Source organism: Acidocella sp. C78 (assembly GCF_907164655.1).
On sequence record NZ_CAJQZK010000111.1, the window covers coordinates 144,196 to 159,899 of the forward strand.

The 15,704-nt window shown below is 63.6% G+C and carries 14 protein-coding genes; 8 read left to right on the forward strand and 6 right to left on the reverse strand.

Going from position 1 to position 15,704, the window contains the following annotated elements; translation table 11 throughout:
• The first annotated feature begins 95 nt into the window (after window positions 1-95).
• Complete coding sequence (locus ACIDOCELLA78_RS83220) at window positions 96-1,136, forward strand: polysaccharide biosynthesis/export family protein (RefSeq protein ID WP_249675064.1); 1,041 nt, start codon at window positions 96-98, stop codon at window positions 1,134-1,136.
• Between the two features lie 122 nt (window positions 1,137-1,258).
• Here ACIDOCELLA78_RS83220 and ACIDOCELLA78_RS83225 read toward each other — a convergent pair whose 3' ends face one another.
• The 5 genes from ACIDOCELLA78_RS83225 to ACIDOCELLA78_RS83245 form a co-directional block, all read right to left on the reverse strand.
• Entirely contained in the window at window positions 1,259-2,554 is a 1,296-nt protein-coding gene (locus ACIDOCELLA78_RS83225; protein ID WP_201727786.1) for a capsule biosynthesis protein, read from the reverse strand.
• Window positions 2,551-3,549 (reverse strand): NAD(P)-dependent oxidoreductase, encoded by a 999-nt coding sequence (locus tag ACIDOCELLA78_RS83230; RefSeq protein ID WP_201727787.1) that lies wholly within the window; start codon window positions 3,547-3,549, stop codon window positions 2,551-2,553. The genes ACIDOCELLA78_RS83225 and ACIDOCELLA78_RS83230 overlap by 4 nt, the downstream gene beginning before the upstream one ends.
• The gene (locus ACIDOCELLA78_RS83235) at window positions 3,546-4,703 is read right to left on the reverse strand and encodes a GNAT family N-acetyltransferase (RefSeq protein ID WP_201727788.1); all 1,158 of its coding nucleotides are present in this window, start codon (window positions 4,701-4,703) and stop codon (window positions 3,546-3,548) included. The genes ACIDOCELLA78_RS83230 and ACIDOCELLA78_RS83235 overlap by 4 nt, the downstream gene beginning before the upstream one ends.
• 112 nt (window positions 4,704-4,815) lie before the next feature.
• The gene (locus tag ACIDOCELLA78_RS83240) at window positions 4,816-5,862 is read right to left on the reverse strand and encodes a hypothetical protein (RefSeq protein WP_201727789.1); all 1,047 of its coding nucleotides are present in this window, start codon (window positions 5,860-5,862) and stop codon (window positions 4,816-4,818) included.
• Window positions 5,859-7,070, reverse strand: a complete 1,212-nt coding sequence (locus tag ACIDOCELLA78_RS83245; protein ID WP_249675066.1) for a glycosyltransferase family 1 protein — start codon at window positions 7,068-7,070, stop codon at window positions 5,859-5,861. The genes ACIDOCELLA78_RS83240 and ACIDOCELLA78_RS83245 overlap by 4 nt, the downstream gene beginning before the upstream one ends.
• Before the next feature lie 162 nt (window positions 7,071-7,232).
• Here ACIDOCELLA78_RS83245 and ACIDOCELLA78_RS83250 point away from each other — a divergent pair, with 162 nt between their 5' ends.
• From ACIDOCELLA78_RS83250 to ACIDOCELLA78_RS83265, 4 genes are read left to right on the forward strand one after another with little or no spacing between them, the layout of a single operon-like run.
• Complete coding sequence (locus ACIDOCELLA78_RS83250; protein WP_201727790.1) at window positions 7,233-8,291, forward strand: 2-aminoethylphosphonate ABC transporter substrate-binding protein; 1,059 nt, start codon at window positions 7,233-7,235, stop codon at window positions 8,289-8,291.
• Window positions 8,292-8,339: 48 nt separating this feature from the next.
• A complete protein-coding gene (locus tag ACIDOCELLA78_RS83255; RefSeq protein WP_201727791.1) occupies window positions 8,340-9,425 on the forward strand; it encodes an ABC transporter ATP-binding protein in 1,086 nt (361 codons plus the stop codon).
• Complete coding sequence (locus tag ACIDOCELLA78_RS83260) at window positions 9,422-10,279, forward strand: 2-aminoethylphosphonate ABC transporter permease subunit (protein WP_201727792.1); 858 nt, start codon at window positions 9,422-9,424, stop codon at window positions 10,277-10,279. Before ACIDOCELLA78_RS83255 ends, ACIDOCELLA78_RS83260 begins: the two co-directional genes overlap by 4 nt.
• Window positions 10,276-11,085, forward strand: coding sequence for an ABC transporter permease subunit (locus tag ACIDOCELLA78_RS83265; RefSeq protein ID WP_201727793.1), 810 nt, complete (start codon window positions 10,276-10,278; stop codon window positions 11,083-11,085). Before ACIDOCELLA78_RS83260 ends, ACIDOCELLA78_RS83265 begins: the two co-directional genes overlap by 4 nt.
• Before the next feature lie 121 nt (window positions 11,086-11,206).
• On the opposite strand, the gene ACIDOCELLA78_RS83270 is transcribed toward ACIDOCELLA78_RS83265, so the two are convergent.
• Window positions 11,207-12,433, reverse strand: coding sequence for a hypothetical protein (locus ACIDOCELLA78_RS83270; protein ID WP_201727794.1), 1,227 nt, complete (start codon window positions 12,431-12,433; stop codon window positions 11,207-11,209).
• A 515-nt stretch (window positions 12,434-12,948) separates the two neighbouring features.
• Here ACIDOCELLA78_RS83270 and ACIDOCELLA78_RS83275 point away from each other — a divergent pair.
• The 3 genes from ACIDOCELLA78_RS83275 (at window position 12,949) to ACIDOCELLA78_RS83285 (ending at window position 15,701) form a co-directional block, all read left to right on the forward strand.
• The gene (locus ACIDOCELLA78_RS83275; RefSeq protein WP_249675068.1) at window positions 12,949-14,070 is read left to right on the forward strand and encodes a sigma-54-dependent Fis family transcriptional regulator; all 1,122 of its coding nucleotides are present in this window, start codon (window positions 12,949-12,951) and stop codon (window positions 14,068-14,070) included.
• A 251-nt stretch (window positions 14,071-14,321) separates the two neighbouring features.
• Window positions 14,322-15,314: a hypothetical protein gene (locus ACIDOCELLA78_RS83280; RefSeq protein WP_201727795.1), complete on the forward strand. Its 993-nt coding sequence runs from the start codon at window positions 14,322-14,324 to the stop codon at window positions 15,312-15,314.
• A gap of 66 nt (window positions 15,315-15,380) precedes the next feature.
• Window positions 15,381-15,701, forward strand: a complete 321-nt coding sequence (locus ACIDOCELLA78_RS83285; protein WP_201727796.1) for a hypothetical protein — start codon at window positions 15,381-15,383, stop codon at window positions 15,699-15,701.
• Window positions 15,702-15,704 lie beyond the last annotated feature (3 nt).

Below are 15,704 nucleotides of genomic sequence, written 5' to 3' on the forward strand. Positions count from 1 at the left end.
TCGGGGCAAGCCTTGGGCTTGCGGGTTGTTCGCGATATCTGCCAAGTGCCGGCCCTCGCACGGGGGCTGTTGAATCGGCGCCGAAGACCGCATCGTTGCATGGTATCGAACTGGTCAGGGTAAATTACGGCATCGCCGCCGCGTTGCGGCAGGATGCGAGGCAGGCGCGGTTCTCTGCTTCGTTTTCCGGCCCCGTTCACGCCGATCACGAGGTCGCCGCCGGAGATGTTCTGGCGATTTATATCTGGGAAGCGCCGCCGGCTGTGCTGTTCACCTCGCAGACCACCACGGCGATGGGACTGTCCGGCGGAGGCACCGGAACCGTATCGCTGCCGCCGCAGACGGTGGACAATGCGGGCAACATCCGGGTTCCCTTCGCGGGGACGATCCATGTCGCCGGTCTGTCCGTCGCACAGATCGAGTCCCGGATCGCTGCGCGGCTGGCGGGCAAGGCCAACGAGCCGCAGGTGATCGTGCGTCTCGCTTCCAACAATACGCAGGACATTACCGTTGTGGGCGATGTCCGGCGCAGCATGGAAGTGCCTGTCACCCCCGGCGGAGTCCGTTTGTTGCGGGCCCTGGCCCTGGCAGGCGGGGTGTCGAGGCCGGTGAGCAAGACATCGATCCAGCTTTCCCGGGATGGTAAAGTCGCCGTATTGCCGCTTGAGACCATCCTCAAGGACCCGACTGAAAATGTCCCGCTGCGCGGCGGCGATGTGGTTACCGCGTTATACGAGCCTCTCAGTTTCACCATTCTCGGGGCGACCGGCCGGAACGCCGAAGTCAGTTTCGAGGCGAGCGGAATCTCGCTCGCCCAGGCGATCGCCAGGTCTGGCGGCCTTAATGATAATCGCTCGAACCCGGCAGGGGTGTTCCTGTTCCGGTTCGCCAAGCCCGATGCACTCAAATGGCCGACACCGCCAAAAATGTTGGTTCGTGGAAAGGTGCCGGTTATTTTCCAGTTCGATCTGCGCGATCCGGCGACGTTCTTCGCTGCCGAAACCTTCCCGGTGCACAACAACGATCTGATTTATGTGAGCAACGCGCCGGTGACCGATCTGCAGAAGGTGCTCAACGTCGTCAGTTCGATTGTTTATCCGTTCCAGACCCTGCAGAGCGCGGGCATCATAAAATAGCGCTCCGACGGATGTCTGCCGGAGGCTTTTGGGAGAGGCGGTGGTCAAACGGGTATATTTGGTCCAGAGCATCAATAGCATAGCGCAACATATCCGCTCCTAACGGATCGGATGCACATAATTTAAATCGCGTCGGGTTGCGGCACCATCAGCGGATTGCGTTCGTGTTGCGGTAGTTTCCGTCCCTCGATTTCCCGCTCGCCGACGCGGTTGTTCGCAAGCCGCCATGCCGCGTTGTCGACTGCTGCGGCCAGGCCGGCTTTTCCAAAAAATGTTCCACGAATTTGCACCGTGTGAGACAATGCGAGCAGAAAGTCGCGCACCAGCCCGGCATCCGGAGCCGCGCCTTCGGTCCAGAACGCATCGAGCGTGCCCTGGAAGCTCATCCCGGGAACGTCGAAGACGGCCTGCCCCAGCACCTTGAGGGGGCGGCCAAGTTGCAGCGCGCGGAGGCCCGTCGTGCTGTTGACGGTAACCACACCGCTGGCGCCGCGGATGAGGTCATCCAGACTCCCCCCCCGCAAGTAATGCACGCGCCCGGCGATGCCGAGCGCACCGGCAATCTCGTTCATCACTCTCTGCCATTGCACCAGGGCCGGATCCCACGGGTGTTCCTTGAGAACCAGCTGGGTATCTTCCGGCGCATGGCGGGCGAAAGACGTCAGCACCATGCGGATCGCATCGCCGACACCGTCGAAATCCGAATAGGCGACGATCTGGAAATCGAAATTCAGTTGCAGCGGAAAGACGTAATACCGCGCTCCGGAAGTCGAAATGTCGCGCACGAATAGCTCCGCCCCCTCGCGTAGCCGCCTGTTGGCATAGAGCCGCACCGCGCAGGCCGCGGTGTAGAGAAGCGTATGCGGGCGGCGATCGCTGCGCCGGTAGAACGGGTAGAGCCATCCCAGCAGCACATTGGCGAAATTGTGGATCAGATCGCCGCAGGCCATGCGGGCGCCACTATCTGCGTACTGCGCCGACCAGTCCGGCTCCGGCAGTCCCTTCGCCAAGCCCCGGATCGCGGCGGGGTCGCGTGGAAAGCGCGACGCACCGCTCATGCCGTCGCGTTCGAAGGTGATCCAGTCCGGCCGGAGATAGCCGAAATCGGTGACGGTGACCGCGATACCCAGCGCCTTCGCCGCCGCGACGGCTTCCCGATGATAGTAACGCTGTTCACCGAGCAGCACGAGATCGGTGACTCCCTCGCGCTCGAAGAAGCGGGTGATGAAGTCCGGCCAGCCCTTGTAGGTTCCCCGGTAATTCACCGCAGAGGGGCCACGCCAGAACAGCGCATCGCCGGTGCAGAGATTGATCCGCGTGGTGCGCAGCCCCGCTTCGCGCAGCCGCGCGGCAACGTCCTTGAAGAAGGCGCAAGGCATGCCCTGGAGGAAAACGACGTGGCGGCCGGCCTTCGTCATGCTGCGATCTCCCCATACCAGCTGACCGAGCGCCGCATCGCGTCTTCGTAGCCGACCTCTCCGAGGGGGGCGCCGGCATCCCGCAGCGCCGAGATATCGTGCCCGCAGGTGCGGCCGAAAATCCGCACCAGCAGGCGATGGAGCAGGGGTTCGCCGCGCAGCAGGCGGGCGCGCCACGGCAACTCGGCGAGCATGGCGGCGGCATCGGCCAAGCGGAACGGCAGATCGATGACGATCCCGCGCCCTTCGATTCCCGCGCGAAGATCGCCGACGAAGCGGCCCCAGCTGATCGATACCGGGTCGCGGACATTGAAGCACCGGCCGATCGCGGCAGGCGCCGTCGCCGCCCAGATCATGCAGTCGATCAGGTTCTGGACATAAAGAAAGCCGCAATCAGCCTTGCCGCCATCGATGGTCAGCATCAGCCCGCGCCGAAGTTCGTCACCGATCCGGCGGATGAACTGGCTGCCTGGCCCGATCACGTTTGTCGGGCGCAGGATCGCCACAGGGAGTCCCAGCCTTGCCGCCGTCTCGCGCAGCACGGCCTCACCTGCGGCCTTGCTCCTGCCATAGCCGAAGGCGCCACCGTTCGCGGGGGCCGCCTCGGTTGCGGCCGCATGTGGGAATCCGTACACATCCACCGACGACAGGTGTACAAGCCGTGCCGGTTTGGCCCGTTCGGCGGCGATGGCGTCGAGCAGGTTGCCGATGCCGGAAATGTTTACCGCCGCATAGGCCGGCCAGCGATCCCAGGTGTTCACGTTGGCGGCGCAATGAAAGATCGTCCCCGCACCGCGCACGGCGTCTCTGAGCTGGTCGGCGGCAGCCATATCGCCAATGACGATATCCGCCGTCTCGCGCAGATCCGCCGGCAATCGGGATGCGTCGCGCACAAGCAGCCGGGGTCGCATGCCCATGCCGCGCAGGCGGGCGGCGAGATGGCCACCGATGAAGCCGGTGGCGCCGGTGACCAGAACGGGTTCGGCGAGGCTCATGCCGCCTTGCTCCCGGCGGCCTTGAAAATGTCCCGTGGCGCGGGCGCGGGGACCTCGTTCAACAGGTTGTAGCCGAGGCCGACGAATGGGTTGATGAGCCCCCATCGCGCCCGGACCGCAACCCGGATCGGCGTCACCACCGCGCCGAGATCCTGTTTGATCGGGTAGGTGGTCAGCCCCATTTCGAGGCGCCGTACGCCGAGCTGGATCGCGGTCTCGACGACTTTCTGCGCGATATAAAGATAGAGATTATCGTTTGCGGCAACGTCGCGGCCGACATACAGCCACCGGAGCATGTCGCCGTCGACCATCAGCAGAGCGTGCCCTGCCAGCTCGCCGTGCCGGTAGAACAGCAGCGCCTTTGAGCGAGAGCCCATCATGCGCGCGTAATGGCGATAGAATTCCGGCGTGAGCACCTCGCGCTGGAATTCCTTCGCGTTTTCGTGAACGAGCATCCATTGTTGGTGAAGTATGGTCGCAAGCTCGTCGAAATCCTCGACCAGACGATGTGTCACGCCCGCTTCGACATTGCGGCGAAGATGCTTTTTCAGCTTGCTGCGGAAATAGCTCCGCATCGCGCCGAGATAGTCGTCGGGGTTTTTCCAGACATTCTCGATATAGGTATTCGGAAGGCTGCCAATCCAGTGATAGCCATGCCGGCGGAACTCGGTTTCAAGAGCGAAGCTTTCCGGCTCGAAATCGCGCGCCACGATGAAGAGCTGGCCCTCCTGCCGGGCCACGCGCATCAACACCTCATGCAGGGCGGCGACGATATCGGCATCTTCGATATCGTCGCGACGCACGAAAGGGGGGCTGGTGATGGTGATCGGCGTGCCGCATTCGAGCATGCGCAGCTTGAGGAAATTGGGAAAAACCCGTCGCATCCCGTTGAGCAGCGTCCGAAGCACCCCGGTCGCGAAAATCGCGATGTCGGTGGTCACGTTGTAGAAGCTGCTCAGCCCCGCCGCCTGTCCCTGCTCATCGAAGAACAGCACATAGCGATACTCGAAATCGTTAAGGCCCGAGGCTTCCAGAACGCTCCAGAACGTGCGGCTTAAGGTTTCATGTGAGCCGGTGATGAGGTCGTCCCAGATTTGTCCGGGAACATCCGCGATCCGCTGGTAAATTTCCGCCCGCAACCGCCGGTTCGCCACGCCCATCCCACCTTAAGTACTACTGCCATGTAATCCTTTGTCACGTTTGTCCGGCGCAATAAAGGGGCAAATTCGCTGCCCGGTGGCCAGAATCTGCCTTGTCGGAATCGACTCAGCGCACCCCGATAAAGAGGCGCAGCAGGGCGCGATAGAGTTCCTGAAATGGGCGTTTTGTGCCGGCCTCGCGCGACTTCCAGGATGCGAGTTCGGCCAGCGCATCCTCGGGTTCGATCGGTGACGTGGCGCCGATATAGACGGGGTAGAGGATCAGCGCGCCGGCCACGAGCTCGTCGAGGCTGAGCCGGCGCGTCCGGCGCGGGATCGGCAGCTTGTCTTCCGTCAGCCCCCAGCCGGCGTAGAAGGGCTGGCCATGACAAACCACCTTCAGGCCGCGCAACAGGGCTTCGAAGCCGGCGAGGGAGGTCATCACATGAACCTCATCCACCGATTCGAGCACGTTCTGCATCGGGGTGTCGGTCATCACCTCGTCGGCGATTTCCGCGGCGCGGGATTCCGCGATCCCCGCGCGGCGCAGCCGTGCCACCACGTCCGGGTGCGGCTTGTAGACCAGATAGGCGTCCGGTTTCGCGGCCCGCACGGCCTGCAAAAGCCCGATATTCGATCGCAGTCCCGGCGCGCCGAACGCCAGCGACGCATCGCTTTCCACCTGCCCGGGCACCAGAACCACCTCCCGCGTCCCCGCCGGCCGCTGCCATTGCGGGCCCGCGAGATTGTATTTCGTAAGCCCCGCCCGCAGCACGCCCTGTCGCAGCGCCGCGGCCCGCTCCCGCAACGCTTCCGGCATGGCCCAGCCTTCGAGCAGCTCCTCGAGATCCGATGGCCGGGACGAATCGTAATAGAGGCCGCGCCGGTCGATGACCCAGGAGAGCGGCCGGGTCAGTTCGGCGCCAAGGCCCACCGATCGGAGAAACCCATCCTCCATGCGCGCGACCGGCAGATTCGCCCTCGTCCCCGCCGGCACCGGCGCCATGCCCCAGAGCAGCAGGCCGCCCGCCTCGGGCGCCCCGGCATCGGCGCCGACGAATTTCAGCCTGCGGCCAGGCAGGCAGCGGCGCACATAGCGCCACTTCCATCGCGGGAAGCCATGAACGGTAACGATGTCCGGCCAGTCAGACAGAAGCGCGGGCGGCGGGTTCATGCCGGTTGTCCCGTGCCGAGCCGGTCAAGGAAATCGCCGACGATGCGGAAATGACCGGCCCAGTCCGGCGCGGCATAATGTCGCAGCCGCGTCATCTGCGCGCCGCGCGCCGCGCTGTCTGGCATCGCGTAATCGAGGATCAGGCGTTGCCAGGCCGGACCATCCAGCGGGTCGAGATAGTCCGGAATATCACCGGCCACTTCGCGGAACACCGGAAGGTCGCTGGCAATCGCCGGAACGCCGAGGGCGAGGGCTTCGGCCAGCGGCATGCCGAACCCCTCGACGAAGGAGGGAAACAGCAATGCCCGCGCCCCGGCAAGCCAAGTGGCCAGCGTGTCATCATCGCAGCCGTTCAGCTCGCGGACCTTGCCGCGCAGCACGACGCAGCGCTCTAGCAGGTCGATCACCTGCTCGCACTCCCATCCGCGCTGACCGATGATCACGAGCGAGGGAACCGTCTCCGCGCGGGTCGTCTCCAGCATCCGGCGCCACAGATGCAGCATCGCGAGGTGATTCTTGCGTGGCTCGATCGTGCCCAGCATCACGAAATAGGGAGCGGTCTCCTGCGGCGCTGCCGCCGGCAGTTTCAGCGGTTCGGTGCCCAGCGGGGCGACCACGAGCGGTGGCATCCGCAGGTTCCGCCCCTCCGCGTAACGTGCAAGATCGCGCGCCGTGACCTCGGAGTTCACCGCCAGCCCCGCCCCGGTCTCGATCATGGTTGCAAGCCGCATTTCATGGCGCGCGGTCTCGCCAGGCCGGCAATATTCGGGATGGGTGATCGGGATCAGGTCGTGCAGGAAATAGACCGGCCGCAGCCCGAAGCGCTGGACCATGGCGCCATAGGAAACCTCGTCCAGCCCGCTATGGCCGGTATTGAACAGCATCGAACCCGGCCTGATCCGGCGCGGCGCGAGAAAGTGCTGCGCGACGAGCGTGCGTACCACTCGCGCCGCCGCTCCCGGCTCGCCGAGCAGGGCGCCGAAAAGGCGCATCGCCGCCTGTTCGCGAATCTGCACCCAGCGCCCCCGGTGCCTCACCAGCGCCATCGCCCCGGTCCCGAAATGGCGCAGATAGGCAAGGCTAACCCGGTCTATCCCCGTCGGCCGCTTGCCTTCGAGCAGCCGGCCGGCAAGCCGGGTGACATCGAACAGAAGGTCGGGCCGCCCGCCCTCTGACGCCCCGCGCCGCATGATTTCAGCTTCTGCCATCGGCAGCGCCTCTACCACGCATGGCATGGCCAATGCCAACCCGTTCGTCTCGGTGCCTAGCCTTTTGCGGGTATCACGAAACGATAACACGGACGCGCTTGATCGGCCCCCCTGGCGTGATGCCTGTTATGAACCCGCAAACACGCAAAAGCGGAGTTCAAGATGCCAATCCCGACCCCGATCCGAACCGGCGTTTCGCGCCGCACCGCGCTGGCCGGCTCCGCCGCTGTGGCGAGCGTGGCGGCCACGCGCGCCGCCCGCGCCAGCGGCGTCGTCACCGTGTATTCGGCCGATGGCCTGAAGGATGGCAAACCCAACTGGTTTGACACCGTCTTTGCCGCCTTCACCAAAAAAACCGGCATCGCGGTGCGGTATGTCGAGGCGGGCTCGGGCGTGGTGGTCAACCGTGTGCTCGCCGAACGGTCCAATCCGCAGGCGGATGTGCTGGTGACCCTGCCGCCCTTCATGCAGAAGGCGGCATCTCTCGGTGTGCTGGCGCCGATGAAGCCATCGTCTCTCGGCGTCATTCCGGCTTCCACCCGCAGCGCCCGCGATCTCTGGTTCCCGCTGGTCAACAACTATGCCTGCTGGATCTACAATACGGCAGAACTGAAGGCGCCGCCGGCGACCTACGCCGCGCTGCTCGCGCCGGGCCTGAAAAACCGGCTGCAGTATTCAACCCCCGGCCAGGCCGGTGACGGCACCGCGGTGATGCTTGAGATCATCCAGGCGATGGGCGGCGCGGATCAGGGGTTTGCCTATCTGCGCAAGCTCCAGGCCAACAATCTGGGACCGTCGGCCTCGACCGGGCGCCTTGCCGGGCTCGTCGACAAGGGCGAAATCCTCGTGGCGAATGGCGATGTGCAGATGAATTTCGCCCAGATGCGGCAATACCCGCATCTCGGCATCTTCTTCCCGGCGCATGGCGGCCGCCGCATCACCATGCCGATCCCCTACGATATCGCCCTTGTGAAGAATGCGCCGCACGCCGCCGCGGCGGCGAGGCTGATCGACTTCCTGCTGGGTCGCGAGGCGCAGGACTCCGTCTATGATGTCGCCCGCGGCTTTCCGGTGCGGAGCGATGTTCCGGCGCGTGGCAAGACGGCCGAGGCGCTGGCCGGGATCATGCACGGTGTCGATGTCTGGTCGCCGGACTGGACCGGGGTTCTGGGCGGGCTCGATGCCAACATCGCCCGTTGGCATCGCGTCACCGGCAGTTGAGACCGGTGCCGGCCGCGCGCGGCGTGACGGGCCAGATGGGACCAGGCATTGCGCGACGCTGATCCCGACACTTCGCTGACGGCGTCCATCGCCCTCGATACCGTGACGGTGCGGTATCGAGGGGCGGTGGCGCTCGATCGCGTTTCGCTGTCTGTGGCGCCGGGCGAAGTCAAGGTGCTGCTCGGCCCGTCCGGGTCGGGCAAATCCACCATCCTCCGCGCGATTGCCGGCTTCGTGCCGCCGACTTCGGGGCGGATCATGCTGGCCGGGCGCGATGTCACCGCGCTGCCGCCCCATGCCCGCGGGCTTGGCATGGTCGTGCAGAATTACGCGCTGTTTCCGCATCTGACGGTGGCCGCCAATGTCGGCTTCGGTCTCAACGCGCGTCGCCTGCCGAAGCCGGAGATTGCCGAGCGTGTTGCCGCCTGTCTCGATCTCGTCGGCATGGCCGGTTTTGCCGGCCGTTATCCGCGCGAACTTTCCGGCGGTCAGCAGCAGCGCGTCGCGATTGCCCGGGCGCTGGCGATTCGCCCGCCGGTCCTGCTGTTCGACGAACCGCTCTCCGCCCTCGATGCGCCCTTGCGTGCCGGGCTGCTGGATGAACTTCGCAGCCTTCATGCCAGACTGCCGGCACTGGCCATCGTTTATGTCACGCACGATCAGGGCGAGGCCATTGCGCTTGGCGACCGGATCGTGCTGATGCGCGAGGGCCGGATTGCCGCGTGCGGGACTCCGCGCAGCCTCTACGAAACGCCCGAACATCGATACGCCGCGGAATTTTTCGGCCAGGCAAATCTGCTCCCGGTCCGTCTCGAAGCCTGCCATCGCGATCTCGCGGTGGTGAATTTCGACGGACAGCACCTGACGGTCAGGACCGCATCGGGAAGCCCGGCTCCGCGTCCGCTGCTCTGTCTGCGCCCGCATGCGATCGAAATCGGCGCAACCGGCCCGAACCGGATTGCAGCGCGGATCACCGGCGTGCAGTGGATGGGGCCGGTGCAGCGCGTCCAGGCCGTGGCGGGAGCGCACCCGCTCAGGATCGATCTGCCGGCAGGGCAGGGCGCTCCGGCGGTCGGGGCCATGGTGACGCTCGGCTTCGATCCCGGCCGCGCCTGCCTGGTTGCGGAGGCATGAACGGCACCGGGCCAGGCGCCGGCCGGCGATGGCGGCGCGCCATCACACTGGTGCCGCTCCTCGCGGCGGTTTTCCTTCTGTTGCTCTATCCGCTTGGGTTGATGATCACCGCCGCCTTCCGCGGGGCAAAGGGCTGGAGCCTCGCGCCGGCACTGCAGGTCATCAGCTCCCGGGTCTTTGCAAGCGCACTCGGCCACACGCTGCAGATCGCCCTGACCGCGACGATCTTGTGTCTTCTGCTGGGGTTTGTCCTGGCATTGCTTCTCAACCTGGCGCCGTTCCGCGGTGCGGCGTCCCTTGGCCGGCTGGTGGACGCCTATCTTTCCTTTCCCTCGTTTCTGATCGCGCTTTCCCTCACGTTTCTCTACGGAAACGCCGGCCTGATGACGGCGCTGCTTGCGCCGCTGCTCGACGGTTCACGTCAGTCGGCGAGTTTTCTCTACGGGTTCTGGGGTGTCGTCCTGGCGGAGGTGACGTTCTATACGCCTTTCGTGCTGCGTCCGCTGCTCGCCGGGTTCCAGTCGCTCGATCCCGCGCTGCTCGAAATGGCGAGCGGTCTCGGCGAGGGGCCGATCGGCGTGGTCCGTCGCGTCGTTGTCCCGGCACTGCTTCCGTCCCTGCTGGCGGGTGGCGGACTCTGCCTGCTGCTGACGTTGAATGAATTCGGCATCATGCTGGTGATGGGGGCAAAGAATGTCATCACCCTGCCGATGCTGATCTATGGCGATGCGGTGCAGCAATTCAACTATGCGGGGGCGAGCATCATCGCGGTCTGCGACGCTGGTCTCTCGCTTGCCGTCTTTGCGCTCTACCGCCTCGGCATTACCCGGCTCGGCGCGTGGCTGGCCTCATGAGCCAGCTGGTGTTCCTGCCGACGACGAAGCGGTGGGCCCGCCTTGCCGTGGCGGCGCTGTTCGGGGGTGTGTTCGGCCTGCCCCTGCTTCTGCTGTTGCTGGCCGCTTTCACCGCGCAATGGAATGGAGTGCTGCCTTCGCGCCTGACACTTCATCATATGCGTGCATTGGCGTCGGGAGATCAGGGCGCCGCCCTGCTGCACAGTGTTGCAACCGGGTTGCTGGCCTCGGCCGGCGCGCTGCTGCTCGGGGGTGGCGGGGCGCTGGCGGCGCGCGGCCTGCCGCGTTCCCTCCGCCGCGCGCTCGACACGCTCTATTTCCTGCCGGTCGCGCTGCCCTCGTCGACGATCGGCCTCGCCCTGCTGATCGCCTTCAGCCGCAAGCCGATTCTGCTGAACGGAACGGCGATTCTGGTCATCCTCGCCCATGTCGTCCTGGTCATGGCCTATGCCTATGCAACGATCGGTGCGGGCCTTGAGCTTCTGCCGCAAAACCTTGAAGAGATCGCCGGGTCGCTCGGCGCGACGCGGTCGCGGGTTCTCATCACGATAACGCTGCCGTTGCTTCTGCCGCAGATCCTGGCGGCGCTTTCGCTCGGCTTCGCCCTGTCGATGGGAGAGCTGGGCGCGTCGATCATGCTGTATCCGCCGCAATGGGTGACGGCGCCGGTCGAGGTTTTCGCCCTGACCGATCGCGGGGATATCTACGCGGGCGCCGCCCTCGGTGCAGCCCTTCTGGCCTGCGCGTTTGCCGTGCTGGCGCTGCTCAGTCGCCGCGCTTCATGGCAGGGCGAGTGCCGGCCATGACTGAGGGCGGCTTTCCGGACCCCGCCGGATCCGGAAAGTGCCCTATGATGTTGATAACCAGAGCATCTTTATCCGATCAGATGACTCAATCCGATCGGATGATGCTCTAGCCATGCGCCCCTTACGGGCGGATCGACGCGACCGACACGCTGTTCTGCACGATCGAGTTCGCTCCGGCATTCTGGGCAGCCATCAGAATACCGCTCGTCCCGTTATAGCTCTGGCCCATCGACACCGCGTTCGTCTGCCCGATCGAAGAGGCATAGTTTCCGCTGAGCGATGCCTGATTGAACGATGAAGCCGCAGCCAGGGCCAGTGCGCTGGCAGGGGCAACCCGCGCGCTGATTGCCGTGACCGCAGCGGCGTTCTGCACGACCGCGTTCGACCCGGTATTCTGGGCGAGACCAAGCACGCCGGTCGAATGATCCATGCTGCTCTGCACGGTCGAGGTTGTCGGGGTGTCGATGCTGTACGAGGTGTTTTGCCGCGAACGCGCTGAATTCTGCGCCTTTGCCGCGGCCTCCGCCGCGCCGATCGAACCCGCGGTGTCGAGCGCTGCCACGGCTGTCGCTGTCTGGACCGTGCTGTTGGCGCCACCGTTCTGGTTGATGGTGAAGATGCCGACATCATTGTTGAACGACTGGTTGACGGTGGCGAAGGGATCGCTCCCCTGCGCGGTCAGGCCGAAACTGGCCGGCGTACCACTTCCCGTTCCGCCGCCGGTCCCGCCGCTGGTCCCCGATCCGGTTCCGCCGCCGGTCCCGCCGCTGGTCCCCGATCCGGTTCCGCCGCCGGTGCCGCCGCTGGTCCCCGATCCGGTTCCGCCGCCGGTGCCGCCGCTGGTCCCCGATCCGGTTCCGCCGCCGGTCCCGCCGCTGGTCCCCGATCCGGTTCCGCCGCCGGTCCCACCGCTGGTCCCGCCGTTACTCCCCGATCCGCCATTATTGCCGGGCTGTCCGCCGGAGGATGCCGGGCTTGCCTGACCGTATCCGGGGTAATCATGATTCCCGGCTGAAATCGCCATGTTGCTGGCCGCGCCGATCACCACCCCGCGTCTGCCAATCCCGGGGCCGATGCAGAGCCCGCAGGAGGAGATGTATGCGACCGAGACGGAGTTCTGCAGGACGCTGTTCGCGCCGGCATTCTGGCTGCTGGTTCCAATCCCGGCGCTCTCGTCGAACGATCGGTTCGACACGGCAGAGGCGATGAAATGCCACTGTCCGGCGATATTGACGCCGCCATCATTCGAAAAATTCCGAATCGAGCGCGCATTATTCTGAGCAGCGGCAAGATTTATATAGCTCTCGATGGACTGATTCCCAGCGCGCGCCGCCACGCTGAAAATCAAAGCCGATGATACTCCAAATATAATTCTTGTTTTTTGTTTCATTGTTCGCCTCGCCTTGTCTTGTCCTGCCAGTGGCAGGCTCGGATAAAAATTGAGATTGCTATTCTAAATTTTCATTAAGCAATTTTAGTGCCATTCCAATTTTCTCACAGAGTACTGATTTAAAACAATTTTCATGATTTTGTCCGATCTGTCGCGGTGCTCAGCATTGCCGCCTTCGACAGTCTTGCGGCGTCACCTCAACGTCACACAACCAAGAATTGTATGATTTCCGGAATATTTTCCTTAAGTTATATTCCGATAAACGATATACAAATACATGAAAATTCTACTAAAAGTTATTTCATGATTTGTAACACACGTATAAAATGTGTTGCGTAATGGGTTACGGTTAATTATTAAGATTTCCGCGTGATAAACATAAAATTTGGGACCGGAGAATCTTTTTAATGATACGTTCGGGATGCTCTGAGAGACTTCCGGTCAGCGCCTATCGCGGCTCATACGCTTCCGGCGTGGTCGGCCGAAGCGATGCACAAAGAGATGTCGATGAGGCCAAGATTGCTGCGGTACTCCGCTCCGGTTCGGAGCGGTGCATCGTCGGTGACAGCCCGCAAATCCGCACGATCTTCAACCTGATCCGCAAATATGCGGCGAGCGATGCGCCGGTCCTGATCACGGGTGAAACCGGAACGGGCAAGGAACTCATCGCCCATGCGATTCACGATCGTTCGCCGCGTGCGCGGGGCCCGTTTCGTGTGATCAACTGCGCCGCCATTCCGCCGACGCTGATCGCCTCGGAATTGTTCGGCTATGAAAAAGGCGCGTTCACCGGCGCGGCGACCCGCAAGAAAGGCATCATCGAGGCCGCGCAGGGCGGCACGCTGTTTCTGGACGAGGTCGGTCATCTGCCGGCGGACATGCAGGGATACCTGCTGCGGGTCCTGCAGGAAAAGACCATCCAGCTGGTTGGCGGCGTCGACCAGATTCCGGTCGATGTGCGGATCGTTTCGGCAACGAATGTCGATTTCACCAGCCTGATCGATGCCGGAACGTTCCGAAGCGATCTGTTCTTCCGCCTCAAGGTGCTGACCATCCACAGCCCGCCGCTGCGGGAACGTGGGCATGACATTCTGACCCTTGCCCTGTTTTTCCTGCGCAAATTCGCCGGCGAGATGGGGCGGGGCGAGATGAATTTCACCGAGGCGGCGCAGCGGCGCCTGCTGTCCTACGGCTGGCCGGGCAATATCCGCGAGTTGATGGCGGTGGTTCAGCGGGCGGTCGTCGTTTGTGACGACGACACGATCGATGCGGGCGATCTCGAAGACGGGTTTGTGCCGGAACTGGTGCCTTCACCTCCGGCGGTGCAGCCGGCGCCGCGTCCGGCGAACGACACGGTGCGGCGGCCGCGGACCGAGCGGCGTCGCTCCGCCGCCGAGCGCCGCGGAGAGCTGGTCGACATGATCCGCCAGTGCGGCGGCAACCTGACCGAAGCGGCGGAAAATCTCGGCATTTCGCGGATGACGATCTATCGCCTGATCGAGCGGTTCAAGCTCGACCAGATGATCCAGGATATTCGTAACGAATGCCGCGAAGAGGATCGCGAATGTTACGCCGAGCAGACGGCGAAAACGTAACGCAATACGTCACATGAAATCATAAATAATTGTATTCGATATTTTTAATACTTCCAGAAATCATAAAATCATTGAAAACAAACAATATAATAAAACCAAATCCAGTTGGCATGCCAATTGCTTAACAAGATGCACAGACAGATTTGAAAAACATCAGTCTGTAATGAATGAAACAAGGGCTTCGTCAAAGGAAATGGCGCAGCCAACCCTTAGGGAAGTGGAGATTTATTGTCATGCGTAAAGTTCTTCTGATGGGCGCGGCCCTTTCCATCCTCGCGGTGACTCCGGTTATTGCTTTCGCCCGTAACGGCGATGACGGTGGGTCGCATCAGGGTAAGCACAACAACCATTCGCCGGCGCCGATCACTTTCGACGCGTTCGTTGCCTGGGCCTCTGCGGCCAATAGCGGCACTGTCGCCGGCAACGAAGCGAACATGGGCCGCCAGACCAACAGCGCCAGCCTGACCAATTCCTACAATTCGGGCGCCAAGGGCGTTTCGAACCAGGCGCAGAATGCCGGCGCCAACAGCCAGCTGCAGAACTCCCTGGCGCTCGCCTATGTCCACAACCCGAAGGGCAAGAGCTACACGGTCGGCCTCGGTCTCGCGGTTGCCGGTGCGGGCAATTATGGCGGCGTGATGGGCAACGAGGATGAGATCGGCCCGCGCAGCTCCTGGGACCGTGACGATGGCAGCGTGACCCAGACCGCCACGGTCGGCAACTCCTACGAGGGCTTCAATGGTGTCGCCCAGCTGAACCAGAACGCCGGCAACAACAGCCTGCTGCAGAACTCGGCGGCCGTTGCGGCGGTCAACCCGGTAAGCGGCACCGCCTTGACCCTCGCCGGTTCGCTCGCCGATGCGGACAATCAGGGTGCCGTCGCCGGCAACTACGCCCGTGAGCACAGCGCCAATGCCTCCTCGACCATCACCAAGTCCTTCGACCGTGTGAACGGCGTGGTCAACGTGAACCAGAACTCCGGCGCGAACAGCCTGATGCAGAATTCGGCCGCGATCGGAACGGTCAAGCTGGTTGCGGCGAGCTCCGACGCCCTCGCCGGCGCTGTCGCCAACGCCAACACGAATGGCGGCGTCTACTGCAATACCGCGAACCTCGCCAACGGTTCGGCCAAGGTGAGCATGGACAGCTCGTTCAACGGTGCGCAGGGCGTGCTGCAGGCCTCGCAGAATACGGGCGCCAACAGCCTGATCCAGAACTCGGTTTCCGTGGCTGCGGTCCGCTAACGCCGCGTGTGAGCCTGGCGTGCACATCCTCGCGATGTGCACGCATTCTCCTGAGGAGCGGCCTTCATGCCAAAAAAGATCCCAGCCACCTACATCCTCGCGCTGTCAATCATCGCGGTCCCGGTTGCCGGATATGCAGCCGGTGGCGGCAATCCGTTCGGCACGCCGGTTTCCGCCTCCGCCCTTGCCGCATCTCACGGGCGCGACATTCCGATGAGCAAGCTGAAGGCAACGTCCTTCGGCAATTCGGCATCCGGCACCACCGGCGCGATATCGAACAGCAACTCGATTTCCGGGAACGAGGGGCTGACCACGGTCATCCAGAACACCGGTAGCAATGCGCTGTTCCAGACCTCGACGGTCGTGAACATCACGCTCAACCACTAAGCC